Genomic DNA, 25511 nt, shown 5'->3' with positions numbered 1-25511 from the left:
TCCTATCGTGCTGTTATGGAGCACGCACTCAGTCCCACCACCCTCACCGAGCTGCGGCGCCCGCGCCCCTATCCGGCCGTGTCCGTGCTGACGCCCACACATCGCCGAGAGCCCTACCGGGCCCAGGACCAGGTCCGGCTGCGCAATGTCGTGGCCGAGGCCAAGAAGCAGCTGGAAGCCGATCCCTCGGTCACCCGCGAGCGACGGGCGGATGTCGGGCGACAGCTCGACCAGGCCCTCGCCGAGGTCGATCTCACCTATGCCGAGGACGGCCTGGTGATCTTCGCAGCCCCCGGCGAGCACCAGGTGTGGTCGCTCGCCCGAACCGTGCCCGAGCGCGTGGTGCTCTCGGACACCTTCCTGACCCGCAACCTCGTCTCCGCACAGGCCGCCGAGCGGCCCTACTGGGTGCTCTCGGTCTCGCCCGACCGCGTCACCCTGTGGAACGGCAGCCTGGACCGCGTCGCCGCGGCGCGCATCGGCGGCTTCCCGCTGACGCGACCCGTCGAGAACTTCGACGCCGAGCGCCGGGAGCGGATCGGCGACAATCCGAGCACGTTCCGCGACGAGGGCACGCGCCACTTCCTCAAGGACGCGGACTCCGCCATGAGCGCGATCCTCCGGGGCAACCCGCGGCCGCTGTACATCACCGGTGAACCGGCGGCGCTGTCCCTGCTGGACGAGATCGGCGGCGTCACCAAGGAGGCGGTGCACATCCCGCACGGCGGACTCGCGCACGGCACGCGCGAGGCGGTGTGGCAGGCGATCCAGCCGCTGATCAGCGCCGAGGACCGCAGGAACACCGACGCCGTGGGCCGGGAACTGGTGTCCGCGCGCGGCCGCAAGGCGTTCGCGGCCGGCGTCGACGAGGTCTGGCGCAGCGCCCGCGAAGGCCGGGTACGGCTGCTGGCCGTCGAGGAGAACTACCGCATCGCCGTGCGCGGCGAGGACGGCGGCCATCTGATCCCGGCCGAGAGCGGCGAGCTCGACGCCCGCGAGGACATCGTGGACGAGATCGTCGAGCAGTGCCTGGAGACCGGCGCCGAGGTCCGCTTCGTACCGGACGGCACGCTCGACGACGCCCAGGGGATCGCGGGAGTGCTGCGGTACTGACGCCGAAGCGGCGAGGAGGCACGGCAGCGCCACTGTCGCCTCCTCACACGCCGCCGAAGAGCGCGCTCAGCCCCCGCTCCACGACCGCGCCGAGGTCCTCCTCACCGGCCCCGACGATCGCATACGTACGCAGCAGGAAACGGTTCAGGGCCGCGGTGTCGAACTGGAGCAGGGCCATGCCGTACGGCGAGTGCAGCTCCACGACCGTACGCTCCTGGCCGCACGGCCAGATGTGCACGTCCCCGTCCCCGGCCGGCCCGCGCAGCCCCGTCTCCAGCAGGGTGCGCGCGAAGGTCCAGGTGGCCCCCTTGCCGTCGAGGGAGACGTCGCCCGGGAAGTCGACGTACACCGCCAGCGGGTCCGTGGAGGCGTAGCGCAGCGTGGCGGGAACGGAGAGTTCGCGCTCCTCGCCGGTGATCAGACGGGCCCGGGCGGGCTGCTCGAGGGCGATGTCCATGGGCGGTCTCTCCCCTGCGGGTCGGCGGTCGGACGGTTTTTGCCGCTGTGCCTTTACGACCCCACAGACGCCCTTTGCATGACAGCGAAGCGGATATCATTTTTGTGACCTGCATCACTGTCGGGTAGTGCAACCCCGCGCGCGGTACCCGTCGCCGCCCCACCCCTAGAACATTCGACCGTCGAACACTCGAATGGCAGCCGTACAATCGCCTCGCCAGACCACCAAATCGCGTATACCGCCTACGACTTGGCCCGTTCATCGACGTACGTCATTCGCACGGGACGACCCCTCCTTGAAGACTCTGGCATATGCCAGACGCACCACCGTATCGGGTGTTGCCAAATCCCTTACAGCGCGTCGCGGGCTGTGCGACAGTCGTAACGGTCCTTCCGTCAGCCTTGGTCGAACCGTCCCCGCATCGGAGTGCGTCATGCCGCCCCATCTCTCTGCGGACCGCCCCGCCGCTCAGCCGCCCGGACGCGGCTCGGTCGACGCGCTCATCACGCAGACGCGACAGCTCAAGGGCGACGTCGACGCCGTGCGGCGGGACACCCAGAGCGACGCCGCGGACCCGCAGGAGCGGTGGCAGCGAGCGCTGTGCGACCTCGCGCTGCACCAGCTCAACGACCTCGACGAGCATCTGGCGCAACTGCGGGACGGCCCGTCCCCCGCCTCCCCGGCCCCCGCGGCCCCGCCCGCCGACCGGGCCGTGCCGCCCGCTCCGCGGCGCGGCTCGCTGCTCAGCCGGGTCGGCAGCGCGGAGTGGAACCTGCTGACGGACGAGGCCAGTTGGTCCGGAGAGCTCTACGAGATCCTCGGGCGCGATCCCGCCGCTCCGCCGCTCACCCTCGACGAGCTGCCGTCCCTGGTGCTCGACGAGGACCGGCCGAAGCTGACGGCGATGGTCACCGACTGCCTGATCGACGCCAAGCCCATCGACGGCGAGTTCCGGATCCTCCGGCCGGACGGCGAGGTCCGGACCGTGCACATGATGGGCGAGCCCGTGCTCGACACTGACGGCAGCACCGCCTCGATGTGGGCCGTGCTGCGGGACGTCAGCGAACTGCGCCGCAGCCAGCGCACGGTGAGTGAGACCCGTGACTCGCTCCAGCGCCACCGGCACCACGCGCAGAGCGAGCGCCGGCTCGCGGTCGAGTTGCAGGAGGCTGTGCTGCCGCCGTGGCGCGGCTCCCTGCGGCTCCCGCACCAGGGCCCGAAGACGCTGGATCTCGCGGCTCGCCATCTGTCGTCGTCGACGAGCGCGCTGATCGGCGGCGACTGGTACGACGCCTTGGAACTGGCCGACGGGGCAACGCTGTTGAGCGTCGGCGATCTCACCGGGCACGGAGTCGCCGTGGCCTCGGGCATGGCGACCCTGCTGGGCGCCGTGCGCGGCATGGCGATGGCCGGCACCCAGCCGGGGCAACTGATGTCCTGGCTCAACCAGTTACTCGACGCCACCGTCCAGCCGGCCCTCGGCAGCGCCGTCTGCTGCCGCTACCGGCCCGAGACCCGCACCCTGACCTGGGCGCAGGCCGGACACCCCGCCCCGCTACTGTTCCGCGACGGGACGGGGCGCAGGCTGGACACGCCGGACGGCGTCCTGCTCGGCGCCACCTCGGGTGCCGTCTACGCACAGGCCGAAGAGACCCTCGAGGTGGGCGATCTGCTCCTGCTGCACACGGACGGGCTGGCGCCCAGGCACACGGGAGCGGACTCCGTGAACCGTCTCCTCGACCTGGCCCCCCGCTTCGGCGGGGCACACACCGCACAGGACTGCGTACGGCTAGTCGTGGAGGAGTTCGGTGAGAGCGAGCGCGAGGACGACGCCTGCGTGCTCGTGGCCAGGGTGTTGTCCTAGGTGGCCAGAGTGATGTCCTAGAACGTACCGGGCTGTATCGGTCGCACGGGCCCCCTATGCCCGTGCGCTGTTGCCACCGCCGGGCTTCTTCACCTTGGGCAGTGCCAACCGGATCTCCTCCCGCAGTTCATGGATCTTCGGGTAGCTGGAGTACTCGGCGGTGAGCCGATACATCTGGCGCAGTCGGTCCCAGGTACGGCCGGACGAGTTCGAGCCCATCGACATCAGGGCCAGCCGTGCGTACCGGTCCGCCTGTTCGGGGTCGTCCGCGATGAAGCAGGCGGACGCCATGGACAGATGGTCGAAGATCTTCGACCGCTCCCGGCCGTCGATGCGCAGGGCCAGGGCCTTCTCCGCGAAGTGCTGGGCGTGCTCGGCCGCGCCCGGCTCGAACTCGGCCAGGGTGCGGTAGGCCAGGGCCTGCATGCCGTACAGATCCTCGTCCTTGAAGGTCTGCATCCAGCTCGGTGGCGGTACGTCGCTCCGGTCGGAGACGAAGAGGTCCTCCGCCTGTCCCAGGGTGCGGCGCATGGCCTGGCCCTTGCCCATCGACGCCTGTGCCCAGGCCTCGATGGTGTGGAACATGGCCCGGGTGCGCGGCAGCATCTCGTCACCGGAGCCGGACTGGGCGAGTTTCATGAGGTCGAGTGCGTCGTCGGGCCGGCCCAGGTGCACCATCTGGCGAGCCGCTCGGGAGAGCGCCTCCCCGGCGCGGGGCCGGTCGCCGCCCTCTCGGGCCGCGTGGGCGGCGATGACGAAGTACTTCTGGGCCGTGGGTTCCAGGCCGACGTCGTGCGACATCCAGCCCGCGAGAACGGCGAGGTTGGCGGCGACGCCCCACAGGCGCCGCTGGAGATGTTCGGGGTGACGGTAGGCGAGCATGCCGCCCACCTCGTTGAGTTGTCCTACGACCGCCTTGCGCTGAAGCCCGCCGCCGCGGGCCGCGTCCCAGGCCCGGAACACCTCTACCGAGCGCTCCAGTTCCTCGATCTCCTGTGATCCGATGGGGGCGGCCTCGTAGCGGTCGAACCCAGCGGGGTCGGCGTGCAACGGGTCGTCGAACTGAGGGGCGTCGGCCTTGAGGGCCGGGTCGGTGCGCAGCCAGTCGTGCATGGCGCTGCTGAGTGCGGATCCCGCGGCGAGCGCGGCACCCGCGCCCACCAAGCCGCGTCGGTTGAGCATGAGGTCCATTCCCGTGAATTCGGTGAGGACCGCAGCAGTCCGTTCGGGCGCCCACGGCACACCGTCGGGATGCTCCGCACTCCCGCCGTCCTGCCGTTTCCCCGCACGCCCGTGCCGGACCAGACCGAGGTCCTCGATGGTCACGACACGGCCGAGACGCTCGGTGAACAGGGCTGCCAGCACCCGCGGCACCGGATCGCGCGGGATCTCTCCCATGTCGATCCACCGCCGCACCCGCGAGGTGTCGGTCGACAGCTGGGGGTGGCCCATGGCCGCCGCCTGCCGGTTGACCAGCCTCGCGAGCTCGCCCTTGGACCAGCCGGCCAGGCCGAACAGGTCCGCCAGGCGGGTGTTGGGTTCTCCGCTCACGTCAAGCCCCCAGGTTCTCGGCTGAGTTGACAGTAGCCCGGTGGGAGGTGCCTCGGGACTATTCGCCAGGGTTCGCCAGGGTGCGCCAGATGGTGTGCCACCGGGCATCCGGTGTCAGGTAGGAAAGCGCCACCCCGACCCGGTTCGCCGAGGGACATTCCCCAGGGTGCACCTGGGCGGCCGGATCGGGCAGCGCTTTGTCGTCGCAGGCACACGAAGGGATCTGTCTCTCCCATGTACGCAGCATCGTCCTCCGTGTCCGCCCCGCCCCGGTCGCTGCACGCCCGCCCGGTCGGCGGCGGCGGCCCCTACCTCGCCCCCGCGCGGCCGGCGGGCGCCCCCGTGCTCGGTACGGGCCGGCCACTGCGCGCCACGGGGCCCGGCACCCAACCGCTCAGCGGGAGACTCGACTTGTCCGGCCCTCAGGGCGCCCAGCTGCGTACGGCGATCGCGTCGGTGCACCGGATCTGCCCGGAGTTCGCTCCGGTGCAGGTGCTGCGCCGCAGCGGGCGGTCCGTCCTCCTGGTCGGCACGACCGGGCGCAGCACGGCCGTCGCCAAGTGTTTACTGGACCACTCCCCAGTGTGGGCCGAGCGGATCCGGCATGAAATAGCTGCTTACCGCTCGTTCGTCCGGCACCGCCCTCCGGTGCGCGTGCCGAGGCTGATCGCAGCGGATCCGGACAACTGCACACTCGTCATCGAGCGCATGCCAGGCCGGGTGGCGGCACTTCAGCGGCACCCTCTGGAGGTACCGCCGCGGGCGGACATCAGGGCGGCTCTCGGCGCGATCTGCCGGCTCAACGCGTGGCGGCCGCCGGCGGGCACCTTCGACGCCCCGCTGGACTACGCGGCCCGGATCTCCCGGTTCCACGAGCTGGGGCTGCTCACCGACCGGGACATGGGTGATCTCCAGAAGCTGCTGCACGGCATCGCGGCCACCGCGGGCCGGCAGGGCATGGGCCAGTTCTGCCACGGCGACGCACTGCTCTCGAACATCCTGCTCTCACCGGCCGGTCCAGTGCTGGTGGACTGGGAGCACGCGGGCTGGTATCTGCCGGGCTACGACCTGGCGACGCTGTGGTCGGTGCTCGGGGACGCGCCGGTGGCCCGACGGCAGATCAGTCAGATCGCCCAGTCGGCGGGCCCGGCCTCACGGGACGCCTTCCTGGTGAACCTGATGCTGGTGCTGACCCGCGAGATCCGTACGTATGAGACGGCCGTGCAGCGTTCGATGTACGACACGACCCCGGCGGCACCGGGAGCGGCCCACCCGGGTGCTGCGCCGTCCGGCGAGGAACAGCGGCTGCTGCTGAGGCGGCTGCACGACGACTGCCAGCTGGCCCGACGGGCCGTGCGCGCGGCGGTCGGCACTCGCTGACGGGGACGGTGGCCCGCGGTGCGCCCTGGAAACAGCGGCGTACCGCGGGCCTTCGTGTTGTACGGCGCCAGTGTGTTCCTCCGTCCGGCCGTACGCCTACCACGGGTGTACGCCACTGACGCCCCGCCGGTCCGGAGGCCGCCGCCACGAAACTCCCGGAAACCCAGGTTGGCAAGGGAATTCGCCTGACCCTTGGCATGATTGACGGAACGTCGGACGGCCGGTACCACGGAGTCACGCCCGGCCCCGCACGGCTCATCGCGCCCGACCGTCCCTGGAGGCTGTTTTGCGAGGATCCGTCACCGCCATGGCCGCTGCGGCACTGCTGTTCCCGCTGCTGGGCGCGGCCCCGTCCGATGCCGGGGGCCCGGAGAACCGCCTTCAATCGGCCTTCGCCTCCGCCGCCGCCGAGTACCACGTGCCGCAGAGCGTCCTGCTCGGCGTCTCCTACCTCCAGTCCCGCTGGGACACGCACGGCGGGGCGCCCAGCGTGACCGGCGGCTACGGCCCGATGCACCTCACCGACGCCCGTACGGCCCTGGCCGCGGCGACCCCGCACCACAGCGAGGGCTCGGAGGACCCGCGTGGCGACAGCGCCCGCGCTCCCCTGCACCCCAGACCGGTCCTGCCGCGGACCTCCGCGATCCCGGCCCGCCTCAGCACGCTGCCGAGGGCGGCCGAACTGACCGGACTGAGCGCGAAGCGGCTGCGTACCGACCCGGCGGCCAACGTGGCCGGCGGCGCCGCCCTGCTCGTCGCCGCTCAGAAGGAGCTGGGCGAACCGCTGAGCTCGGACCCCGCCGACTGGTACGGCGCGGTGGCCCGCTTCTCCGGCGCCGACGACACCGCGACGGCGGCGGCGTACGCCAACGACGTCTACGACGTGCTGCGCACCGGTCAGGAACGCCGCACGGACGGCGGCCAAGTGGTCACCCTGGACGCCCGGCCGCGCCTCTCACCCGACACCGGGCAGTTGCGGCGGGCAGGGCTGCGCACGATCGAGGCGGGCGAGACCGAGTGCCCGACGACGGTGTCCTGCGAGTGGATCCCGGCGCCGTACGAGCAGTTCGGGGACAACGACTACGGCAACCACGACCTGGCCGACCGCCCCGCCTCCTCGGACATCGACTACATCGTCGTCCACGACACGGAGGGCGCCTGGGAAGGGGTCCTCACCATGGTGCAGGACCCCACCTATGTGTCGTGGCAGTACACACTGCGCTCCACCGACGGTCACATCGCCCAGCATGTGAAGGCCAAGGACGTGGCGTGGCACGCGGGGAACTGGTTCGTCAACGCCAAGTCGATCGGCCTGGAGCACGAGGGCTTCCTCGCGAAGCCGGACGCCTGGTACACGGAGGCGATGTACCGGTCCTCGGCCCGCCTGGTCACCTACCTCGCGAAGAAGTACGGCATCCCGCTGGACCGGCAGCACATCCTCGGCCACGACACCGTGCCGGGCCCGACCACGTCGACGATCAGCGGGATGCACACCGACCCCGGCCCGTACTGGGACTGGCGGCACTACTTCGAGCTGCTCGGCCGTCCCCTCGCCCCCACCGCGGGCCCGGACGGCGGCCTGGTGACGATCCGGCCCGACTACGCGACCAACCGGCCCCGGTACACGGGCTGCGTCTCCGCCGGCCAGCCCTGCGCCGCCCATGGTTCGAGCGCCGTGCGGCTGTATTCCGGGCCCGGTGAGTCGTACCCCCTGATCAAGGACATCGGTCTGGGCTCGACCCCGACGACCGGGGTGAACGACCTGTCCTCGCGGGTCTCGACCGGCCAGCAGTACGCGGTGGCCGGCCGGGACGGTGACTGGACGGCGATCTGGTACCTGGGCCAGAAGGCGTGGTTCAAGAACCCGAAGAAGAGCCCGACCGCGGTGGACGCGGCCGGACCCGTGGTGACGCCGAAGGACGGAGTGAAGAGCGTCCCGGTGTACGGGCGGGCCTATCCTGAGGCCTCCGCCTATCCGGCGGACGTTCCCGTTCAGGCCGTGTCACCCCTGCCGTACACCCTGCCGGCCGGTCAGCGGTACGCGGTGGGCGGCAAGGTGCCGGGCGAGTACTACTACGCGGTGACCTTCGACGAGGGCGCGCACCGGGTCGTCGTCGGCAAGGACCAGTACTACGAGATCCAGTTCGGGCACCGCGTGGCGTACGTGCGGGCGGCGGACGTCCGGGAGCTGCGCTCGGGCTCCTGAGGTGTCACACCTCCTTGTCCCAGGTGTACCGCCGACCGGCGACCGCCCGGAAGGTCAGCCGACCGTCCTCGAACAGGTCGCTGCGCACGGTGAGTTCCCGGGTCAGGGACGCCTTCAGGGCGATACGGGTCGCCCGGCCGTTCGCCCAGTCGATGTCGAGGGTGGCGCCGCCGCGGGCGCGCAGACCGCGCACGGAGCCGGTCGGCCAGGCGGCGGGGAGGGCGGGCAGCACCTCGACGACGTCGTACTGGCTCTGCAGGAGCAGCTCCACGATGCCCGAGGTGGCGCCGAAGTTGCCGTCGATCTGGAACGGCGGGTGGGTGTCCCAGAGGTTGGGCAGGGTGGAGGACTTGAGCTGTTCGCCGAGCATCTTGTGGGCGTGGTCGCCGTCGCGCAGCCGGGCCCAGAAGTTGATCTTCCAGGCCTTTGACCAGCCGGTGCCGCCGTCGCCGCGCGCGGTCAGGGAGACCTTGGCGGCATCCGCCCACTCGCTGCCGGGTTCGATCTGCCGTCCGGGGTGGAGGGCGAACAGGTGGGAGACATGCCGGTGGGTGTCGGTGGAGTCGTCCAAGTCCTGCTTCCACTCCTGGAGTTGGCCCCAGGAGCCGATGCGCAGTCCGGGGTCGAGCCGGTTCAGCGCGTCTTCGACGCGGCGGCGGAAGGCGGGCGTGTCGCCCAGGATCCGGGCCGCTTCGAGGGTGTTGGCGAACAGGTCGTGGACGATCTGCTGTGACATGGCCGCGCCGGCCGTGAAGTCGCCGTGCTCGGGCGAGTAGCTGGGGGTGACGACGAGGGTGCCGTCGCGTGGATCGGTGCGCAGGTTGTCGAGCCAGAACTCGGCGGTCTCCTTCATCACCGGATACGCGGTGGTGCGGAGGTAGTGCGTGGAGCCGCCGAATCTGTAGTGCTCGTACAGCTGTTGGGTGAGCCAGGCCGCCGCCTCGGGGAACCAGAAGGCGGTCGCCCAGTCGTGCACACCGGTGAAGCCGTACGGGTTGGTCTCGTTGTGCACGACCCAGCCGCGTGAGCCGAACATCTCCTTCGCCGTGCGGCGTCCGGGCGCGCGCAGGGCCTCGACGAAGCGGTCGTACGGCTCCGTCGTCTCGGCCAGGTTCGCGGCCTCGGCGAGCCAGTAGTTCATCTGGATGTTGATGTTGGTGTGGTAGTCCGCCGACCACGGGGGCGTGGTGCTGTTGTTCCAGACGCCCTGGAGGTTGGCGGGCAGGGAGCCGGGGCGCGAGGAGGCGATGAGCAGGTAGCGGCCGTACTGGAAGTAGAGGGCTTCCAGCGCGCGGTCCGCCGCGCTGGTGCCGCCGGTGTATGTGGCCAGCAGCCGGTCAGTGGGGACGTCCGCGGGCAGTGACTGTCCGATGTCGAGGCCGACGCGGCCGAACAGCGCCCGGTGGTCGCGGACGTGCCGGACGAGCAGCGTCTCGTAGCGGGCGCCGGCCCGTTCCACGGCGCGGCTCACAGCCACGTGCGGGTCCGGGCCGCGGTAGTCGGGGTAGGTGTCGGCGTAGTCCGTGCCCGCGGCCAGGACGAACCAGGCGCTGTCGGCACCGGTCACGGTGATGGTGCCGGCCGCGTCGGACGTCACGGTGCCGCCCTGGGCACGCACCCGGACCTGCGCCTCGAAGCGCAGCCCGTTGTCGGCGAGCGCTCCTCGTACGGTCAGGGTGCCCGCGGCCGTGGTGGTGGTGAAGTCGGCGCGGGGCGAGGTGTAGCGCAGGGTGAAGGTGACGTTGCCGGGCCGGTCCGCGGCGAGCCGTCCCACGATCACGCCGTCGGGGTGGGAGGCGAAGAAGTCCCGTTGGTGGCGGACGCCTTGGTGGGTGTGGACGACGGAGGCGACGGCGCTGTCGAGGTCGAGCTCGCGGCGGTAGTCGTCCGGGGGTGCCGTCGGCGCGCCCGGCAGGTCGAGATGGAGGTCGCCGAACGTCTGGTGGGCGCCGTAGCCGATCCGTGGCTGGCCGAGCCGGTCGGCGACGGACTCGGGGTCGAGGGTGGTCCGCGTGTCGAGGTCGTCCTGTACGGCGGTGATCGCGTCGGGGCGGGGTGCGCGCCAGTTGCCGTGGTCGTAGCCCTGGGCAGAGCCGGGGCCGCCGGTCCAGAGGGTCTTCTCGTTGAACTGGAGTCGTTCGGAGGCGAGGGTTCCGAACACCATGGCGCCCAGCGCGCCACTGCCGATGGGCAGGGCCTCGCGCTCCCAGTCGGCGGCGGGAGTGGCGTACCAGAGCACTGACGCCTCCCTCGATACATCGGAGGAATCGGCGGCGACAGCCTCGGTGGCACCCACTCCCAGAGTAAGCGCACCGGCCGTACTGGCTGCTGCCTTCAGGGTCATCCTGCGGGTGATCTCATGCGGCTCATGCGACATGACCCTTGACGCTAGAGGTCCGATGACTCTGGCGACAAGGGTCATGACAACATGTGCGGAACCCCGAACAACGGGGCCTCGGGCAGGAGGACTCAGCCCTGCTGGAAGAGCTCCGCGGGCAGCGGCTTCAGAAGGGCGTACAGGTCGTCGGTGATGGGGCGGTCCCAGGCGGCGATGGTGACCAGGACGTTGTCACTGCGGTCGAACTGCACGCAGGAGATCCGGCTCTCGGAGAGCTTCAGGCGGCGCACGATCAGGAGGTTGTCGCCCTGCATCACGGGCACGTCCTCGCTGCCGACGACGGTGACGTCCTCGTCGTTCTCCAGCGCCAGCAGCAGCTGGGCGACCTCGAACGGGATCTCGCCCTCGTCGATCTCACGGGCCGGGGAGCCCTCCGGCAGATTGCCGATGATCATCGCGGGGCCGCGGCCGCCGAACAGGTCGTAGCGCAGGAAGACACCCTGGCAGCTGCCGTCGGGGGCAGGAAGCAGTCCGGCGCCCAGATTGCCGGGCCAGTCGCCCGGGTCCATGGCCAGGACGTCGAAGTCGGGCCCGGCGGGCGTGGCGCTGCGGCGGCGGAGGAACGACATGTCGCCATGGTACGTGGCCGGGCCTGTTGCGTGATGTGCGGGCACGGGTTCGAGGACCGCGCCCCGACACATGCGCACGGCGTCCCCCGAGCTCCGCGACGGGTCGCCGGCCGCCAGGAAACTCCGTTGCCCTCCCACATAGGGCCGCCTACGGTCGCGATCATGCTGCCCCCGGTCGAAACAGACGAGGAATGGGACACCGTCGTCCCCGACGAGAACGTGATGCGGCCGGGAGCAAAGGACCTGTGCGCCCGCCTCGGTCTGAGCGGGCTGCCGCTGACCCGTTTCCCGGACGGGTCCCAGCCGGTCTACGCCGTGGGCGACGAGCACGTGCTCAAGCTCTTCCCCAAAGCGGCCGCCCGGGACGGCGAGACCGAGGGCCGCGTCCTGTCCCATCTCCAGGGGCGCCTGCCCGTACCGACGCCGCTCGTGCACGACGCCGGGCCGTACGAGAACGGCTGGCGGTACGTCCTGATGTCCCGGCTGCGCGGCGAGAACCTGGCCGGTGCCTGGGACCGCGTTCCGCGCGCCCACCAGGAGCGGCTCGTCAGTGAGATCGGCGAGGCCCTCGCCGTGCTCCACGCCGTCGATCCCGGTCCGCTCGGGGACCTCCTCGGCCCCGGGGACTGGGGCGCGTTCGTGGACCGGCAGCGCGCCGGGGCGGTGGAGCGGCAGCGCGGACACCAACTGACCGCCGAGTGGCTGGAGCGGATACCGGAGTTCCTCGCCTCGGTGCCACTGCCGCGTGCCCCACAGCCCTCCTTGCTGCACACCGAGGTCATGCGGCAGCACTTCCTGGTCGATCCCGACGGCTGGCGACTGACCGGGCTCTTCGACTTCGAGCCGGCCATGGTCGGCGACCGGGCGTACGACTTCGTCGGCGTGGGCCTGTTCGTCACCCGTGGCGATCCGCGGCTGATGACCCGGCTGACAAAGGCGTACGGCACCAGCTTCGACCCGGCGCGGCTGCTCGCGTACACACTGCTGCACGTGTACAGCAACCTCCCCTGGTACCTACGGGAGTTGGGCGCGCCGGCCGACACCACACTGCCGTCCCTGGCCGAGTCCTGGTTCGGAACCGCCGGCTGACCGGGCCCGGGTCCTCACTCCTCCGCCGGCGTGGGCGGCACGACCGCCACCGGGCTCGCGGCATGCAGCAGGACCGCGTGGGTCACCGAGCCCATCATGCGGGCCGGGGCCAGGAGGCGGCGTCTGTGGCGGCCCACGACGACCAGGTTCGCGTCCCTGGAGGCCGAGACCAGGAGGCCCGCCGCGTCGCCCGGCGCGATGTGGGTTTCGGCACGCACCTCCGGGTGGCGCTCGCTGAACGGGGCGAGGACGCCCTCCGCGAGGGTGCGTGTCTCGGCCTCGACCGCGTCCTGGTCGTGGGACGGCGGCACGATCTGGGCTGTGGCCGCCGTCCAGACGTGCAGCGGCCAGGTGTAGGCGGCGACGACCTGGAGTCGGGCGCCGCGCAGGGCGGCCTCGGCGAAGGCGAAGGACAGCGTGGCCTCGTCGGGGCTGTCGGCCTGTAGGCCGACGACGACCCGGGGCCCCGGGTCGATCGGCGTCCCTTCACGGTCCCCCGCTGCCCGGGAGTCGTGGGAGGCGCCCCCATCGCGGCCGGGCTTGGGCACCACGACGACCGGGCACCCGGCGTCGCGAGCGGCGGCCATGCCGTTGGAGCCGAGCAGCAGACTGGCGAAGCCGCCACGCCCCCGGGAGCCGAGTACCAACAGCTGGGCGGCGGTGCCCAGTTCGGGCAGTACCGCGGCGGGCTCACCCTCCAGGGCGACGTACTCCGTCGCCGGCCGCTCGACCCGCGCCTCCAGATACCGGCGCACCCGGTCGAGCACCGGATCGTCCTCCGGCACCGGCCGCCCGGCGGGCAGGACGTCGGGCTTGGCCCACGCGGCGTACTGCCACACGTGGACCACCCGCAGCGGCGCCTCGCGCACCAGGGCGGCGTCGAAGGCCCAGTCCAGCGCGACCAGGCTGTCGTCCGAACCGTCGACCGCCACGATGACCGGCAGGGTGCTCATGGGTTCTCACCTCCGGAATACGACCTTCCCCCCTCCTGGGGCCAGCCTGGCTCAGGCGTCGGCCCCAGAGGGGTTGTCAAGGTCGCGTGTCCGGAAAAACGGGCGGAACACCGCCGGATCGGCCCGAAGGCGGCGTCAGGTGAGGTCGAACTCGCCCTCCCTCGCACCCGAGACGAACGCACCCCACTCGGCGGGTGTGAAGATCAGGGACGGGCTCTGTGGGCTGCCGCTGTTGCGCATCGCGATGAACCCCTCGACAAAGGCGATCTGGACATCCCCCAGGCCACGGCTGCTCGAGTGCCAATCGGCGCTGCTGAGGTCCAGCTCCGGCTTCTCCCAGCCCGTGAACGGCTGCTGCTGGATGGTGCTCTCGGCCACGTCCGTGCTCCTCCCGATTCGTCGTCCGCGGGCCAGCCTAGCGATCGGTTCCGAGTGCCAACAGGCCACGTGAGGGGGACCTTTGCGGAGCCGTCTCGACCGCCGTCCGGGAGCCGTCTCAGGCGTCCGGGGGCTCGGAGCCCACGAGCCACATGGAGAAGAACTGGGACCCCCCGCCGTAGGCGTGCCCGAGTGCCTTGCGGGCGCCCTCCACCTGGTGTTCCCCGGCCTGGCCGCGCACCTGGAGGGCCGCCTCGGCGAAGCGGATCATTCCGGATGCCCCGATGGGGTTGGTGGACAGGACGCCGCCCGACATGTTGACGGGCAGGTCGCCGTCCAGCTCGGTCACCCCGGACTCGGTCAGCTTCCAGCCCTCGCCCTCGGCGGCGAAGCCGAGGTTCTCCAGCCACATGGGCTCGTACCAGGAGAACGGCACGTAGATCTCGACGGCGTCGATGTCCCGGCGCGGATCGGCGATGCCGGCCTGCCGGTACACGTCGGCCGCGCAGTCCTTGCCGGCCTGCGGCGACACGGCGTCCTTGCCGGCGAAGAGGGTGGGCTCGCTGCGCATCGCGCCGCCGAGCATCCAGGCGGGCGGGCGGGGCGCGCGGGCGGCTCCGGCCCGGTCGGTGAGGACCATCGCGCAGGCGCCGTCGGAGGAGGGGCAGGTCTCCGAGTAGCGGATCGGGTCCCACAGCATGGGCGAGGCCTGGACCTTCTCCAGGGTGATGTCGTGCTCGTGCAGATGCGCGTAGGGGTTCTTCAGCGCGTTGCGCCGGTCCTTGTACGCCACCAGTGAGCCGACCGTGTCGGGCGCGCCGCTGCGCCGCATGTACGCGCGTACGTGCGGGGCGAAGAAACCGCCCGCCCCGGCGAGCAGGGGCTGCTGGAAGGGGATCGGCAAAGACAGCCCCCACATGGCGTTCGACTCGGACTGCTTCTCGAAGGCGAGCGTCAGCACGGTGCCGTGCACGCGGGCGGCGACCAGGTTGGCGGCGACGAGGGCGGTGGATCCGCCGACCGAGCCGGCCGTGTGCACCCGGAGCATGGGCTTGCCCACCGCGCCGAGCGCGTCGGCGAGGTACAGCTCCGGCATCATCACGCCCTCGAAGAAGTCGGGCGCCTTGCCGATGACCACGGCGTCGATGTCCGCCCAGGTCAGCTCGGCGTCGTCGAGCGCCCGGCGGGCGGCCTCCCGGACGAGCCCGGCGATCGACACGTCCCGGCGAGCCGCGACGTGCTTGGTCTGACCGATGCCTACGACGGCCACGGGCTCCTTGCTCATCGCGGATCCCCTTCGAGTACGGCGACCAGGTTCTGTTGCAGGCAGGGACCGGACGTGGCGTGCGCGAGCGCCCGGTCGGACTCGCCCCGATGGACACGGGCGGCGGCCTCACCGATGCGGATGAGCCCGGCGGCCATGACGGGGTTGGCGGCGAGCGGTCCTCCCGAGGGATTGACGCGCACGCCGTCGTCCAGCTTCAGTGCCTTGCGCAGGACGACCTCCTGCGAGGTGAAGGGTGCGTGCAACTCGGCGGTGTCGACGGGTCGTTCGAACACGCCGGCCTTCTCGGCGGCGAGGCGGGTCGAGGGCGAGTCGGTCAGGTCACGGACGCCGAGGCCGTGCGCCTCGATGCGGTGGTCGATGCCCCGGATCCAGGCGGGCCGGCCGCACAGCTCGCGGGCCCGCTCCCCCGCCGCGAGGATCACGGCGGCGGCCCCGTCGCCGATGGGCGGGCAGTCGCCGGTACGGAGCGGTCGTACGAGGTACTCCCCTGGCGGCACCGAACCCCTCAGCTGCGCATGGGAGTTGGCGGTGGCGTCGTCGCGGCTGCGGGTGGCGACGGCGGCGAGCGCGGTTTCGTCCGTGTCGCCGGCGTCGATGAGGGCCTGTGCCTGGAGGGCGGCCAGGGCGACGGAGTCGGGCCAGAGAGGGGCGACGTAGTACGGGTCGAGCTGCCGGGTCAGGACGTCGCGCAGCGGGCCGGGTGAGGACTTGCCGTAGGAGTAGACGAGCGCGGTGTCGGCGTCCCCGGTCAGCAGCTTGGTCCACGCCTCGTACAGGGCCCAGGCGCCGTCCATCTCGACGTGCGACTCGGAGATCGGCGGCCAGGCACCGACGCCGTCGAGGGCGAGGGTGAAGGAGAAGGCGCGGCCGGCGAGGTAGTCGCTGGAGCCGGAGCAGGTGAAGCCGATGTCGGTGGTCTTCAGGCCGGTCTGGGCGAGCACGTCGTGCAGGACGGGCATGAGCATCTCCACCTCGGAGAGCTCCTCGCTGGTGCGCCGGTGGTCGGTCTGTGCGAAGGCTACGACGGCGATCTCGCGGTTCACAGCAGCTCCCTGTAGGTGTCGTAGTCCGCGTCGGGCTCGCCCGTGGGCCGGTAGTGGTCGGGATAGCGGGCGCCCGGCGTCCACACCGGTTCGACGCGCAGGCCCATGCGCACCTGGTCGTAGGGGATGCCTCCGATCCGGCCGTGCAGGGCGAGGCCCGCGCCGTCGAGGGCGATGTGGGCGTAGACGTAGGGCACTTCCATGTCGAGATTCGCCGTATGAGCAGCCTTGATGTTGACGATGCAGAACGTGGTGACTGTGCCGTGGGGACCTACCTCGACCTGTTCGGATGTGGCCACGCCACATGTGGGGCACGCACCTCTCGGCGGGACGTACACCTTGCGGCAGGACGGGCAGCGTTCACCGACGTTCCGCTGCTCGGCCAGGGCGTTGATGTAAGCGGTCTGGGCGCGGCCGGGCGAGTAGGTGTAGTCCAGGCGGGCGGGGGCGACGATGCCGGTGGCCGGGTCCTCGAACACGCCGGTGTGACTCGCCGGCTCACCGGTGTGGCCGTCGTGCGGGCTCTCGTCGTACGGCTCGAAGCAGGCGATGTCCGTGATGGCGCCGGTGCGTTCCGCGGCCCAGCGGACACGGACCCGCATGCCGGTGTGCACGGCGTCGGGGCCGGGGGCGTCGAGGGCGTGCAGGAGGGCGGTGTCGGCGCCGTCGAGGCGCACCAGGGCCCAGGCGAAGGGGGTGTCGAGGGGCTGGTCGCGGCGGGGGGCGTGGTTCCAGGCCCAGGTGGTGACCGTGCCGGTGGGGGCGACCTCGACCAGGTCGCGCAGCTCCTCGGCGGTGACGGGGTCGTACTCGACGGGCGGGACGAGCGTGCGGCCGTCACCGGTCCGTATCCCCAGGACGACGCGTTCGCGCAGGCCGGTGAGGAAGGCGCTCTGGACGGGTCCGAGGGAGCGGGTGAAGGGGAACTCGACGACGAGGGGAGCTTTGAGGACTTCGGGCATCGGGGGGATGCCTCCTTCGGAGGTCGCGGTGCGTTGGGCGGGCGGCGACTCGGCGGCGTCGGTACGGTGTGCCCCCGTCAGGGGCGCGGGGAGCCACGCGACCGGCCGCATCCGGCCCGCAAGCTTCCAACCGGCCCAAGCCGGCGCAGCGCTACGCGCGCTTGTAGACGGGTGGCCGCTTCTCCGCGAAGGCGCGGGCGCCTTCCCTGGCGTCGGCGGTGTCGAAGATCGGCCAGCCGCGTTTGAGTTCGGCGGCGAGGCCGTCGGTCTCGGTCAACTCGGCGGTCTCGTAGACGGACGCCTTGACCGCCTCGACGGCCAGCGGGCCGCAGGCGTTGACCTGTTCGGCGATCTCCAGGGCCTTGGTCAGCGCGGTGCCGTCGGGGACGACGTGCCCGATCAGGCCGATACCGGCGGCTTCGCGAGCGCTGTACGGGCGTCCGGTGAGCAGCATCTCCAGGGCGTGGGTGCGCGGGATCTGCCGTTGCAGACGGACGGTGGAGCCGCCGATCGGGAACAGGCCGCGCTTGACCTCGAAGAGCCCGAAGGTGGCCGACTCGCCCGCCACCCGGATGTCCGTGCCCTGCAGCATCTCGGTGCCGCCGGCGACGCAGTACCCCTCGACGGCGGCGATCACCGGTTTGCGCGGGCGGTGGTGGCGGAGCATCGCCTTCCAGTGCAGGTCGGGGTCGGCCTTGAGCCGGTCACGGTACTGCTGCCCCGCCATGCCGTTCCCGGCCAGGGCCTTGAGGTCCATGCCCGCGCAGAAGCTGCCCCCCGCTCCGGTGAACACGATCGAGCGGATCGAGTCGTCGGCGTCGGCCTCGACCCAGCCGTCGTAGAGGCCGACCAGCATCGGCAACGAGAGCGCGTTCTTCGCCTCGGGCCTGTTGAGCGTGAGCACCAGTGTGGCGCCCTCGCGCCGCACGGCGAGGTGTTCGGTGCCACCCATGACCAGTCTCCCCTCTGACAGAACGAGAACAGGTTGCAGGAGGCGCGAAGGCACTTCAAGGGTTTTCTGACAGACAGTCAGATTCTTTTGCGCGCAGGCTTCACAGTTGGGCCGCCCTTTGCTCTGATGACCGGCGAACCGTTGGTGAGCCAGGCCGTGGCCGAGGTCAGGAGGAGCGGTGGAGTACAACCTTGCCGACCTGTTCGAGTCGGTCGTCGACGCGGTGCCGGGCCGCGAGGCGCTCGTGTACGTCGACCACCCGGGCACGGGCGCGGAGCGCCGTCTGACGTATGCGCAGCTGGACGCGGCCGCCAACCGGATCGCACACCATCTGGTCGACAGCGGGATCCGCCCCGGCGAACACCTCGGGCTCCATCTCTACAACGGGATCGAGTACCTCCAGACGGTGCTGGGCTGCCTGAAGGCGCGGATCGTGCCGGTCAACGTGAACTACCGCTACGTCGAAGAGGAGTTGGTGTATCTCTACCGGGACGCCGATCTGGTGGCTCTGGTCTTCGAGGCGGAGTTCACGGACCGGGTGGCGGCTGCGCTGCCGCAGGTGCAGGGGGTACGGCATCTGGTGCGTGTGGGCACCGCGGCCGCCAGCTCGGCTCAGGGGCCGGTCGTGCCCGCCGTGGCCTTCGCGGACGCCGAGGCCGCCGGATCACCCGAGCGCGGGTTCCCGGCGCGGTCGGGTGGCGACCAGTTCATCATCTACACCGGCGGCACCACCGGAATGCCCAAGGGTGTGATGTGGCGCCAGGAGGATCTGTTCTTCTCGGGGCTGGGCGGGGGCGCGCCGACCGGTGAGCCGGTGAAGAAGCCGCAGGAGCTGGCGGAGCGGGTGGCGGCGGGCGGCGACGGCATCACCTTCTTCCCCACCGCGCCGCTGATGCACGGGACGTCGACGCTGACCGCCTTCATCGGCTTCAACTTCGGCCAACGCATCGTCATCCACCGCAAGTTCGCCCCGGAAGAGGTCCTGCGGACGATCGAGAAGGAGAAGGTCACGAGCGTGTCGCTGGTGGGGGACGCGATGCTGCGGCCGCTGGTCGACGCGCTCAACGGGCCGATGAAGGGCACGGACTGCTCCTCGATGTTCAGCGTGTCGTCGTCCGGCGCGATCATGTCCGACACGGTGCGCCGCCAGTTCCAGGAACTGGTTCCGAACGTGATGCTGCTGAACAACTTCGGCTCCTCGGAGTCCGGCTTCAACGGTACGGCCACCGAGGACTCCGGTCCCGAGCGCGGCTTCCGCATCCGGGTGAACTCCCGTACGAGGGTGGTCGATCCGGCAACGCACGAGGCGGTGGCCGTGGGTGAGGTGGGCAGGGTCGCGCAGTGCGGCCACGTGCCGCTCGGCTACTACAACGACCCGGGGAAAACCGCCGAGACCTTCTTCGAGAAGGACGGCCGGCGGTGGGTCCTGCTGGGCGACATGGCCACGGTCGACGAGGAGGGCGTCGTCACCGTGCTGGGCCGCGGCTCGCAGTGCATCAACACCGGGGGCGAGAAGGTGTACCCGGAGGAGGTCGAGCAGGCACTCAAGTCCCATCCCGATGTGTACGACGCGCTGGTGGCCGGGGTGCCGGACGCCAAGTGGGGGCATCACGTGGCGGCCGTGGTGCAGTTGCGCCCGGGTGCCGTGCGACCGTCGCTGGCGGACATCCAGACGCATTGCCGCTCCCGCCTCGCGGGATACAAGATCCCCCGTCAGCTGGTGCTCACGGACACGATCCGGCGCTCACCCAGCGGCAAGGCGGACTACCGGTGGGCGCGCGAGGTGGCGGTGACGGCGGACGGGTGAATTCCGGTCAGGTTCGATTGAACCTAAGGTGACGTGCGGACGTACTCGTGGTGGCAGGCTCGGTCATCGGGCGCTGTTTGCCATGCCATCGCAAGACCGCACGGGAGGACCTCCGGGTGTCGCAGGAGGCAACAGACAAAGCAACCAAGGCGACGGAAGAAGCGAGGACGACAGAGCCGGTCGAGACCGTCGAGACTCCCCGGGTGGGGGAGGCGGCCGAGACGGTCGAGGCGACCGAATCGACTGAGGCGACCGGGGCGACCGAACCGGGCGACGTGACCGAGGTGGCCGCCGACGCCGGACCGGCCCGCCCTGAGGAGGTGGACGGCTCCTCCCCGTCCCCCGGCTGGTTCGGCTGGCGTCGCCGCTACCCCCGTACGGCACGCGGCGTCACGCTCGGGACGACCGTCCTGGCCGGGGCGCTCCTGCTCTTCGCGCTCCTCGTGCCGAACCAGATCGAACGGCTCACTCCCGAGGCGTTCTTCCGCCTCCCGGCCGAGGGGATTCTGATCGCGGGCCTGTTGCTGGCGCTGCCACCGCGGTCACGGCGGCTGATGGCGGTGGTCTCGGGTGCGCTCCTCGGGCTGCTCACCGTGCTGAAGTTCGTCGACATGGGCTTCTACCAGGTGCTGGCCCGCCCCTTCGATCTGGTCCTGGACTGGATCCTGCTCGACGACGCGGCGGAGTTCGTCCGGGAGTCCTTCGGCCGGACCGGCCAGGTACTCGCGGTCGTCGGCGTGATCGCGCTGCTCGTCGCCGTCCTCGTCCTCATGACGCTCGCGATGGTGCGGGTCACGAACCTCATGGTCAGAAACCGTGCCGTCGCCGCCCGCACCACGCTGATCCTGGGCACCGCGTGGATCACCTGTATGACGCTGAGCATCCAGATCACCGGCGTCCCACTGGCCACCAAGGGCAACGCCGACCTGGTCAACAACCGTGTCGAACAGGTACAGGCGGGGCTCAGGGACGGACGCGTCTTCCAGAAGCAGGCGGCCGTGGACGCCTTCGCGAAGACGCCGCCGGACCAGCTGCTCACGGGGTTGCGCGGCAAGGACGTCCTGTTCACGTTCATCGAGAGCTACGGCCGTGTCGCGATCGACGATCCGGCGATGGCACCGCAGATCGACGCGGCGCTCAAGGAAGGGACGAGCAACCTGAAGGCGGCGGGGTTCCAGTCGCGCAGCGCGTGGCTGAAGTCGCCGGTGACGGGGGCCGGCAGCTGGCTCGCCCACTCCACCTTCCTGTCCGGTCTCTGGATCAAGAACCAGCAGCGGTACCGGAGTCTGACCACCAGCGACCGCGCGACGCTCAACAGCTACTTCCGCAAGACCGGCGCCTGGCGCACGGTCGGCGTCGTGCCCGGGGTGCGGCGGGCCTGGCCGGAGGGCGAGTACTTCGCCCTCGACCACATCTACGACTCCGAGCACCTGGGCTATCAGGGCCCGTACTTCAGCTGGACGCCCGTGCCCGACCAGTTCAGCCTGGAGGCCTTCCAGCGTCTGGAGCACGGCAAGAAGGACCGCGAGCCGATCATGGCGGAGATCATCCTGGCCTCCAGCCACAACCCCTGGTCCCCCATCGCCCGCATGGTCGACTGGGACGACCTCGGCGACGGATCGGTCTTCCACCAGATCAAGAAGGAGGGCACCGATCCCAAGGAGGTCTGGAAGGACCCCGAGCGCGTTCGCACCGAGTACCGTCGCGCCATCGAGTACTCGCTGCACAGCCTCACGGAGTGGGTCGAGCGCTACGGCACCGACGACACGGTCCTCGTCTTCCTCGGCGACCACCAGCCCGTCCCGACGGTCACCGCCGGCAGCACGAGCAAGGACGTCCCCGTCACGATCGTCGCCCGCGACCAGAAGGTCCTCGACAGGATCGCCGACTGGAACTGGACGGACGGTCTCAAGCCCGCCGAGAACGCTCCGACCTGGGGCATGGACAGGTTCCGTGACCGTTTCCTCACGGCCTACGGGCCGGGGAAGGACTGAGCATCCGGGGTTGGGCCGATCGGGCATCTCCGAGGTGCGGAGCAGTCGTATGGCGTAGCAGGGCGCGCCGGTGCGCGGGTGGCGTCCCTACGGTCGCAATGACGGTCGTCGAGACCGCAGGACCGAGAAGGAGCGCCCGTGAAGCGACGTATCCGCGCCATATGCACCACCGCGATCACCGTCCTCGTCACTGCCGGCCCGGCGGCCCAGGTCGCCCATGCCGGGAGCGACATGGACTGCGGAGACTTCGCCTTCCAGGAAGACGCCCAGGCGGAGTTCAACCGGGCCCCCGACGACCACCGTCGGCTGGACCGGGACCGGGGCGTGGACGATGGCGTCGCCTGTGAGGTCCTGCCCCGCCGCGACGCCGCCGTCTCATCACCGCTCCCCGTACGCTCGCCAGTCCCCGTAAGCTCCCTGCTCCCCACTCAGGGGGTCAGGGGCGGCCTCGGCGGTAGCACGGGGCCGGCGGACTTCGAGGTGGCACTGGGGGCCGGCCTGGCCGTCGGCGCGGTGACTCTGGCCGCCGGTTACGTCGTGTACCGACGTCGGTTCAGCCGCTGAAGCACGCCGGCGATTCTCGGCCGTCCGCCCCGGCCGTTGCACGGCCCGTCCTCGGGGGTGCCGATCACGATCAGGGCGTCGCCGCCGGCCGGCCGGAAGTCCGGCGCCGGCGAGGGGGTGGCCTCGGCGCGGCGCGATGCGGCCACGATGGACACGCCGGTCTCGGTGCGCATCCGGGTCTCACCGGGGGTGAGCCGCACCGACAGCGCGCGCGTCGGGATCGTCGGAGCGGTAGGCGCTCGAGCGTTCTACAACGGGACGCGTCCGGCCGCGTTCACCGGACCGGTGCCGAGGCGTCTCCCTCGCTCCTTGCGAGGAAGGCGACGAGACGCCGTACGAACCACTCCGCGTCGTCGAGCCAGGGATAGTGCCCGGCACCGGGTTGCACGGCGAGTTCGGCGTCCGGGAAGACGTCGGCGGTGCGGCGGGCGAGGTCGGGGCTGGGGCCTCCGTCGAGTTCGCCCGCCAGGACGAGCACCGGGGCGGCGAGTCGGGCGAGCCGGGAGCGGGTCGTAGGCGGGTCGTAGGCCCCGTCGGAGCCGTAGACGTCGAAGGCCTCGTCGTTGAACTCGTCGTCCGCGCGCGCGTCGTGTGCCTGGGCCACATGGTCCCAACGACCATAGGAGAAGGGTGCGCACACGGGGTCGAAGTCGCCCGTCCCGGCCAGCCATGCCTCGAACGCCGGGAACGCCTCCGTGAACCACGGCTCCCCCTCCCTCGCCCGGGCGGCGGTCAGCCGTTCCTCGGCCGTGGCCGGCATCCCCAACGCCCACGGCGTCGCGGTCACCAGCGCCAGCCGCGCCACCCGCTCCGGATGGCGGGCTGCGTACAACATGGCGAGGCTCCCGCCCGCGGAGTGCCCGAGCACATCCATATGGGCCAGCCCCATGTGGGCGCGCAACACCTCTACGTCGTCCACCAGGTGGTCGCACCGGTAGGTGGCTGGATCCGCCGGCACCGCCGAGTCTCCCGTTCCGCGCAGGTCGAGCAGTACCAGTTGCCGGTGCGCCGCCAGTCCGCCCAGGTCACCGAGGTAGGCAGAAGCTCGCATCGGCCCACCGGGCAGGACGACGAGCGGTTCGCCCTCACCTCGCAGGTGGTAGGCGAGCTGGGTCCCGTCGGCGGCGGTGAAGATCGGCATGGTGCCGATCCTGAACCGCCGGCCGCTCGCGCCGCAACGGGGTTGTCCTCAGGGGGGGGTGTCCTCACAGGGCGACGGGCCGATGGGCCAGGGCCGCGTCGACGATCTCCTCGGCGGACGCGCCTTCCAGGCCGGCGGGCGGGCGGAGGATCAGGTCCGAGGCCGACGGATGCGTGACGTTGGTGCCGAAGAGGAGCAGGTAGTGGTCCTCCTCCGGCCCGTGCTCCAGGGCCCTTCGGACCGCCGTAGCCTGTTCGCCGCCGTGCAGCAGGTCCTCGATCCGCTCGATCTCACGGCTGAGTTCCCGCAGCCGGGCTTGCGGCACCGGGGCGGGGAGCAGCTCTGGTCGCAGGTCCACGCACACCATTCTGGCGGCCTGGCGCGCAGAAAGTACGGCCCGTCCCCTTGCCTGATCGATCACCGCCTGGATTACTGATCCCGAACACCCGGACCGAATGATCGGTCGTCCTGATTGGCGTGGTCGGCGAGGGAGAAGTCCCCATGGCGGATGCGACGGAGCGGCTGGACTCGGGGGAACGGCTCGCCCCGGAGGCGCTGCGGGCGTTGCAGCTGGAGCGGTTGCGGACATCGCTGCGGCACGCGTACGACAACGTGCCGTTCTACCGGGACTCCTTCGACAAGGCCGGCGTACGGCCCGACGACTGTCGCTCGCTCGCCGATCTGGCCCGCTTCCCGTTCACGACGAAGGCCGACCTGCGTGAGAACTACCCGTACGGGATGTTCGCCGTGCCGCAGGACCGTATTCGCCGTATCCACGCCTCCAGCGGCACCACCGGGCGTCCCACGGTCGTCGGCTACACCGATGCCGACCTTTCCCTGTGGTCCGACATGGTGGCCCGGTCCATCCGGGCGGCGGGCGGGCGGCCCGGCGACAAGGTGCATGTGGCGTACGGCTATGGGCTGTTCACCGGTGGGCTCGGCGCACACTATGGTGCCGAGCGGCTCGGCTGCACGGTCATCCCCGCGTCCGGCGGCATGACGGCCCGCCAGGTCCAGCTGATCCAGGACCTGAAGCCCGAGATCATCATGGTGACGCCGTCGTACATGCTCACTCTCCTGGACGAGTTCGAACGACAGGGCGTCGACCCGCGCGGTACCTCCCTGCGCGTGGGCATCTTCGGGGCCGAACCCTGGACCGAGCAGATGCGCCAAGAGATCGAGGAGCGGTTCGCGATCGACGCGGTCGACATATACGGGTTGTCCGAGGTGATCGGGCCGGGAGTCGCTCAGGAGTGCGTGGAGACCAAGGACGGGCTGCATGTGTGGGAAGACCACTTCTTCCCGGAGATCGTCGACCCGATCACCGGCGAGGTGCTGCCCGACGGCGAGGAGGGCGAGCTGGTCTTCACCTCGCTCACCAAGGAGGCCATGCCCGTCGTCCGGTACCGCACCCGGGACCTGACGCGGCTGCTGCCGGGGACCGCGCGGGTGTTCCGGCGGATGGAGAAGGTCACCGGCCGCAGTGACGACATGGTCATCCTGCGCGGGGTCAATCTCTTCCCCACCCAGATCGAGGAGATCGTGCTCCGGACCCCGGGCGTGGCACCCCACTTCCAGCTGCGTCTCACCAGGGAGGGCCGGCTCGACGCCCTCACCGTGCGCGCGGAGGCTCGTCCCGGCGCGTCGCCGGAGGTCCGGGAGGCCGCCGCCCACACCATCGCCGCGGCCGTGAAGGACGGCATCGGGGTGTCGGTGGCGGTGGAGATCGTCGAACCGGAGTCGCTGGAACGGTCCGTGGGCAAGATCCGCCGGATCGAGGACCTGCGGCCCCGCTGACCGCC

General features: G+C 71.0%; 21 protein-coding genes and 1 pseudogene. 9 read left to right on the top strand and 13 right to left on the bottom strand.

What is annotated here, in order from left to right:
• Positions 1-15 precede the first annotated feature (15 nt).
• The gene (locus ACFU95_RS15435; protein ID WP_383827291.1) at positions 16-1113 is read left to right on the top strand and encodes a chemotaxis protein; all 1098 of its coding nucleotides are present in this window, start codon (positions 16-18) and stop codon (positions 1111-1113) included.
• Positions 1114-1156: 43 nt separating this feature from the next.
• Here the strand turns inward: ACFU95_RS15435 and ACFU95_RS15430 are convergent, their stop codons facing one another.
• Positions 1157-1570 (bottom strand): SsgA family sporulation/cell division regulator, encoded by a 414-nt coding sequence (locus ACFU95_RS15430; protein ID WP_383827288.1) that lies wholly within the window; start codon positions 1568-1570, stop codon positions 1157-1159.
• Between the two features lie 433 nt (positions 1571-2003).
• Between ACFU95_RS15430 and ACFU95_RS15425 the strand changes: the two genes are divergently transcribed.
• Positions 2004-3434, top strand: a complete 1431-nt coding sequence (locus ACFU95_RS15425) for a PP2C family protein-serine/threonine phosphatase (protein ID WP_383827285.1) — start codon at positions 2004-2006, stop codon at positions 3432-3434.
• A 54-nt stretch (positions 3435-3488) separates the two neighbouring features.
• Here ACFU95_RS15425 and ACFU95_RS15420 read toward each other — a convergent pair whose 3' ends face one another.
• Positions 3489-4985 (bottom strand): hypothetical protein, encoded by a 1497-nt coding sequence (locus ACFU95_RS15420; RefSeq protein WP_383827282.1) that lies wholly within the window; start codon positions 4983-4985, stop codon positions 3489-3491.
• A gap of 234 nt (positions 4986-5219) precedes the next feature.
• Here ACFU95_RS15420 and ACFU95_RS15415 point away from each other — a divergent pair, with 234 nt between their 5' ends.
• Together ACFU95_RS15415 and ACFU95_RS15410 are read left to right on the top strand one after the other, a co-directional pair.
• Positions 5220-6365 carry an aminoglycoside phosphotransferase family protein gene (locus ACFU95_RS15415; RefSeq protein WP_383827279.1) on the top strand — a complete coding sequence of 382 codons (1146 nt, stop codon included), beginning with the start codon at positions 5220-5222 and terminating at the stop codon, positions 6363-6365.
• Positions 6366-6672: 307 nt separating this feature from the next.
• Positions 6673-8571 (top strand): N-acetylmuramoyl-L-alanine amidase, encoded by a 1899-nt coding sequence (locus ACFU95_RS15410; protein WP_383827276.1) that lies wholly within the window; start codon positions 6673-6675, stop codon positions 8569-8571.
• Positions 8572-8575: 4 nt separating this feature from the next.
• On the opposite strand, the gene ACFU95_RS15405 is transcribed toward ACFU95_RS15410, so the two are convergent.
• Entirely contained in the window at positions 8576-10810 is a 2235-nt protein-coding gene (locus ACFU95_RS15405; protein WP_383827504.1) for a glycoside hydrolase N-terminal domain-containing protein, read from the bottom strand.
• A 230-nt stretch (positions 10811-11040) separates the two neighbouring features.
• The gene (locus ACFU95_RS15400; RefSeq protein WP_383827273.1) at positions 11041-11538 is read right to left on the bottom strand and encodes a hypothetical protein; all 498 of its coding nucleotides are present in this window, start codon (positions 11536-11538) and stop codon (positions 11041-11043) included.
• Between the two features lie 162 nt (positions 11539-11700).
• On the opposite strand from ACFU95_RS15400, the gene ACFU95_RS15395 reads away from it, so the two are divergent.
• Positions 11701-12627 carry a phosphotransferase family protein gene (locus tag ACFU95_RS15395; protein WP_383827270.1) on the top strand — a complete coding sequence of 309 codons (927 nt, stop codon included), beginning with the start codon at positions 11701-11703 and terminating at the stop codon, positions 12625-12627.
• A gap of 14 nt (positions 12628-12641) precedes the next feature.
• Here ACFU95_RS15395 and ACFU95_RS15390 read toward each other — a convergent pair whose 3' ends face one another.
• The 6 genes from ACFU95_RS15390 to ACFU95_RS15365 all read right to left on the bottom strand — a co-directional run bounded on the left by ACFU95_RS15390 (position 12642) and on the right by ACFU95_RS15365 (position 18203).
• Entirely contained in the window at positions 12642-13580 is a 939-nt protein-coding gene (locus tag ACFU95_RS15390; RefSeq protein ID WP_383827267.1) for a universal stress protein, read from the bottom strand.
• A gap of 135 nt (positions 13581-13715) precedes the next feature.
• Positions 13716-13958, bottom strand: coding sequence for a DUF397 domain-containing protein (locus tag ACFU95_RS15385; RefSeq protein WP_383827265.1), 243 nt, complete (start codon positions 13956-13958; stop codon positions 13716-13718).
• A gap of 118 nt (positions 13959-14076) precedes the next feature.
• Positions 14077-15243, bottom strand: a complete 1167-nt coding sequence (locus ACFU95_RS15380) for a thiolase domain-containing protein (protein WP_383827262.1) — start codon at positions 15241-15243, stop codon at positions 14077-14079.
• On the bottom strand, positions 15240-16289 hold the full coding sequence (locus tag ACFU95_RS15375; protein WP_383827259.1) for a thiolase domain-containing protein: 1050 nt from the start codon (positions 16287-16289) through the stop codon (positions 15240-15242). Before ACFU95_RS15375 ends, ACFU95_RS15380 begins: the two co-directional genes overlap by 4 nt.
• Positions 16286-17251: a Zn-ribbon domain-containing OB-fold protein gene (locus ACFU95_RS15370; RefSeq protein WP_383827256.1), complete on the bottom strand. Its 966-nt coding sequence runs from the start codon at positions 17249-17251 to the stop codon at positions 16286-16288. Before ACFU95_RS15370 ends, ACFU95_RS15375 begins: the two co-directional genes overlap by 4 nt.
• A gap of 151 nt (positions 17252-17402) precedes the next feature.
• Positions 17403-18203 (bottom strand): crotonase/enoyl-CoA hydratase family protein, encoded by an 801-nt coding sequence (locus ACFU95_RS15365; protein ID WP_383827253.1) that lies wholly within the window; start codon positions 18201-18203, stop codon positions 17403-17405.
• A 178-nt stretch (positions 18204-18381) separates the two neighbouring features.
• Between ACFU95_RS15365 and ACFU95_RS15360 the strand changes: the two genes are divergently transcribed.
• The 3 genes from ACFU95_RS15360 (at position 18382) to ACFU95_RS15350 (ending at position 22568) form a co-directional block, all read left to right on the top strand.
• The gene (locus ACFU95_RS15360) at positions 18382-20010 is read left to right on the top strand and encodes an acyl-CoA synthetase (protein ID WP_383827250.1); all 1629 of its coding nucleotides are present in this window, start codon (positions 18382-18384) and stop codon (positions 20008-20010) included.
• 203 nt (positions 20011-20213) lie between these two features.
• Positions 20214-22004, top strand: coding sequence for a sulfatase (locus tag ACFU95_RS15355; protein WP_383827502.1), 1791 nt, complete (start codon positions 20214-20216; stop codon positions 22002-22004).
• A 138-nt stretch (positions 22005-22142) separates the two neighbouring features.
• On the top strand, positions 22143-22568 hold the full coding sequence (locus ACFU95_RS15350; RefSeq protein ID WP_383827247.1) for a hypothetical protein: 426 nt from the start codon (positions 22143-22145) through the stop codon (positions 22566-22568).
• On the opposite strand, the pseudogene ACFU95_RS15345 reads toward ACFU95_RS15350, so the two are convergent.
• The 3 genes and pseudogenes from ACFU95_RS15345 to ACFU95_RS15335 all read right to left on the bottom strand — a co-directional run.
• Positions 22535-22753 (bottom strand): annotated as a pseudogene (locus ACFU95_RS15345) (cation:proton antiporter regulatory subunit); the annotation flags it as partial. The gene ACFU95_RS15350 and the pseudogene ACFU95_RS15345 sit on opposite strands and share 34 nt — an antisense overlap.
• Positions 22754-22842: 89 nt before the next feature.
• The gene (locus tag ACFU95_RS15340; protein ID WP_383827244.1) at positions 22843-23709 is read right to left on the bottom strand and encodes an alpha/beta fold hydrolase; all 867 of its coding nucleotides are present in this window, start codon (positions 23707-23709) and stop codon (positions 22843-22845) included.
• Positions 23710-23773: 64 nt separating this feature from the next.
• Positions 23774-24076, bottom strand: a complete 303-nt coding sequence (locus ACFU95_RS15335) for a hypothetical protein (RefSeq protein WP_383827242.1) — start codon at positions 24074-24076, stop codon at positions 23774-23776.
• A gap of 134 nt (positions 24077-24210) precedes the next feature.
• On the opposite strand from ACFU95_RS15335, the gene paaK reads away from it, so the two are divergent.
• Positions 24211-25506 (top strand): phenylacetate--CoA ligase PaaK, encoded by a 1296-nt coding sequence (gene paaK, locus ACFU95_RS15330; protein ID WP_383827239.1) that lies wholly within the window; start codon positions 24211-24213, stop codon positions 25504-25506.
• The last annotated feature ends 5 nt before the right edge of the window (positions 25507-25511 follow it).

Source organism: Streptomyces sp. NPDC057623, assembly GCF_042800355.1.
Classification (GTDB): domain Bacteria; phylum Actinomycetota; class Actinomycetes; order Streptomycetales; family Streptomycetaceae; genus Streptomyces.
Note: the sequence above shows the minus strand (reverse complement) of the source record. Positions and strands in the feature narration are given on the sequence as shown.

Bases quoted from the DNA above. Each gene is read 5' to 3' on its own strand.
- ACFU95_RS15435 (WP_383827291.1), top strand. From the start codon at position 16: ATGGAGCACGCACTCAGTCCCACCACCCTCACCGAGCTGCGGCGCCCG.
- ACFU95_RS15430 (WP_383827288.1), bottom strand. From the start codon at position 1,570: ATGGACATCGCCCTCGAGCAGCCCGCCCGGGCCCGTCTGATCACCGGC.
- ACFU95_RS15425 (WP_383827285.1), top strand. From the start codon at position 2,004: ATGCCGCCCCATCTCTCTGCGGACCGCCCCGCCGCTCAGCCGCCCGGA.
- ACFU95_RS15415 (WP_383827279.1), top strand. From the start codon at position 5,220: ATGTACGCAGCATCGTCCTCCGTGTCCGCCCCGCCCCGGTCGCTGCAC.
- ACFU95_RS15410 (WP_383827276.1), top strand. From the start codon at position 6,673: ATGGCCGCTGCGGCACTGCTGTTCCCGCTGCTGGGCGCGGCCCCGTCC.
- ACFU95_RS15400 (WP_383827273.1), bottom strand. From the start codon at position 11,538: ATGTCGTTCCTCCGCCGCCGCAGCGCCACGCCCGCCGGGCCCGACTTC.
- ACFU95_RS15395 (WP_383827270.1), top strand. From the start codon at position 11,701: ATGCTGCCCCCGGTCGAAACAGACGAGGAATGGGACACCGTCGTCCCC.
- ACFU95_RS15390 (WP_383827267.1), bottom strand. From the start codon at position 13,580: ATGAGCACCCTGCCGGTCATCGTGGCGGTCGACGGTTCGGACGACAGC.
- ACFU95_RS15380 (WP_383827262.1), bottom strand. From the start codon at position 15,243: ATGAGCAAGGAGCCCGTGGCCGTCGTAGGCATCGGTCAGACCAAGCAC.
- ACFU95_RS15370 (WP_383827256.1), bottom strand. From the start codon at position 17,251: ATGCCCGAAGTCCTCAAAGCTCCCCTCGTCGTCGAGTTCCCCTTCACC.
- ACFU95_RS15365 (WP_383827253.1), bottom strand. From the start codon at position 18,203: ATGGGTGGCACCGAACACCTCGCCGTGCGGCGCGAGGGCGCCACACTG.
- ACFU95_RS15340 (WP_383827244.1), bottom strand. From the start codon at position 23,709: ATGCCGATCTTCACCGCCGCCGACGGGACCCAGCTCGCCTACCACCTG.
- ACFU95_RS15335 (WP_383827242.1), bottom strand. From the start codon at position 24,076: ATGGTGTGCGTGGACCTGCGACCAGAGCTGCTCCCCGCCCCGGTGCCG.
- paaK (WP_383827239.1), top strand. From the start codon at position 24,211: ATGGCGGATGCGACGGAGCGGCTGGACTCGGGGGAACGGCTCGCCCCG.